Source organism: Microcoleus sp. OTE_8_concoct_300, assembly GCF_031383065.1.
Taxonomy (GTDB): domain Bacteria; phylum Cyanobacteriota; class Cyanobacteriia; order Cyanobacteriales; family Microcoleaceae; genus Microcoleus.
The window spans coordinates 1-1281 of sequence record NZ_JANMZH010000084.1; the positions used below are offsets into that span (position 1 = coordinate 1).

Sequence of the window (1281 nt, forward strand, 5' to 3'; positions counted from 1 at the left end):
TTAAACTCTGGGCTGTTGGAGTAATCCCCGACGCGGTAGTCGAAAAGGATTGTGATTTGGCGTTCTGCTGTGTCAAATCGTTGAAGTATTGCCTGCAGTTCTCGCGCTTTCGCCTTTTGATACTGTGTGCCGTCAGGTTTAATTACCCAATCCCCCCACTCGGTGACTCTGTAGCCCGTGTGAATTCCCGGCAGTCCGATCGCAGCGTACTCGCGACTGATTAACGCCGCTGCTTTCTTTTCCCCTTCAGTAATGACGATGGGGCAGCCGCTGCTGATAACCCAGTCCCAAAATCCGAGCGCTTCCCCTCTCAGTCCGACTGCTGGGAATTCTGGCATTGATAACCCAGCTTTAGCCGCTACAGCTCGCCAAATAGCGACAGTTACGAACGGGCAAAAGATTTCTAAGGGCTTCCCTTGGGGTTGGAAGTATGTGCGGGGGCGTCCTTTTTTGTCAAACGCAAGCGGCGATCCAGCGAGTTGCCGGAAGCGGCCGTTAGCTATCCACCCGATCGCATCTTCGCACTTTGTATAATTTCTTTTTGCTTGAGTGCTACCGCTGCTGCTGTTGGTTGTGGGGTCAGTGTCGCGGTAAAGCAAGTCATAAACAGCCCTATCCCTTGCACACTCAAAATTTAAGCGAAAAATTTCGGGGTCAATCCCAGATTTTATTACGCAATCTTGATAGGCAAGTTCAACGGGATTGTATATTTGGCTAAGCTGGCTAGTATAATGTAGGTTAGATGTTGAGGTCATACTTCACTCGCTTGCTGGCGTAGAGTATGACCGCTTTTTTTTGGGCGGGTTGTCGGGTAGGTTTGCGCTGCAATACGTGCGCTGATAGACTGAAATTATGTTTTAAATTAATTTGTGGCCCGCCCAAACAGCGGCCATTTTTTTTTTGGAGCTAAAGCCCAGTCGCCTAGGCTTCAGTCCAGCAATTAATATTTTACGGCTTACCGATCGCAACCGATGACCGCTGCGCTAATTTTTTGGCGTCAACTTGTCCGGCGCAACATTTAAACTTACAGCAAACTCTACAGCGGACAAGCTGCCACTCAAAAAATTTCATCGGCTGCTTGACCTAGCTTTTTGGGGTGGGGGAACATCGAAAATATCAAAAGCTGCAAAGGTTTTATCACTGACCAACACTCGCTCATCTCCACACATTACCTTTTCAGCCAGCTTCCGTACTTTTTTCTTAGCCAAAAATTCTTTGAGTTCTTCCCCAGACAAACTCTCCGAGAGATGCCCCGAAGTTATTACGGGAGTAGCGCACGGA

The 1281-nt window shown here is 48.6% G+C and carries 2 protein-coding genes; both read right to left on the reverse strand.

The window, feature by feature from the left end:
• Positions 1–755 (reverse strand): DUF3854 domain-containing protein (locus ACUVJL_RS04010; RefSeq protein WP_445244667.1); only part of this gene is annotated, 755 nt, incomplete at its 3' end.
• Positions 756–1067: 312 nt separating this feature from the next.
• The coding region (locus tag ACUVJL_RS04015; protein ID WP_445244668.1) for a hypothetical protein at positions 1068–1281 on the reverse strand (214 nt) is incomplete at its 5' end.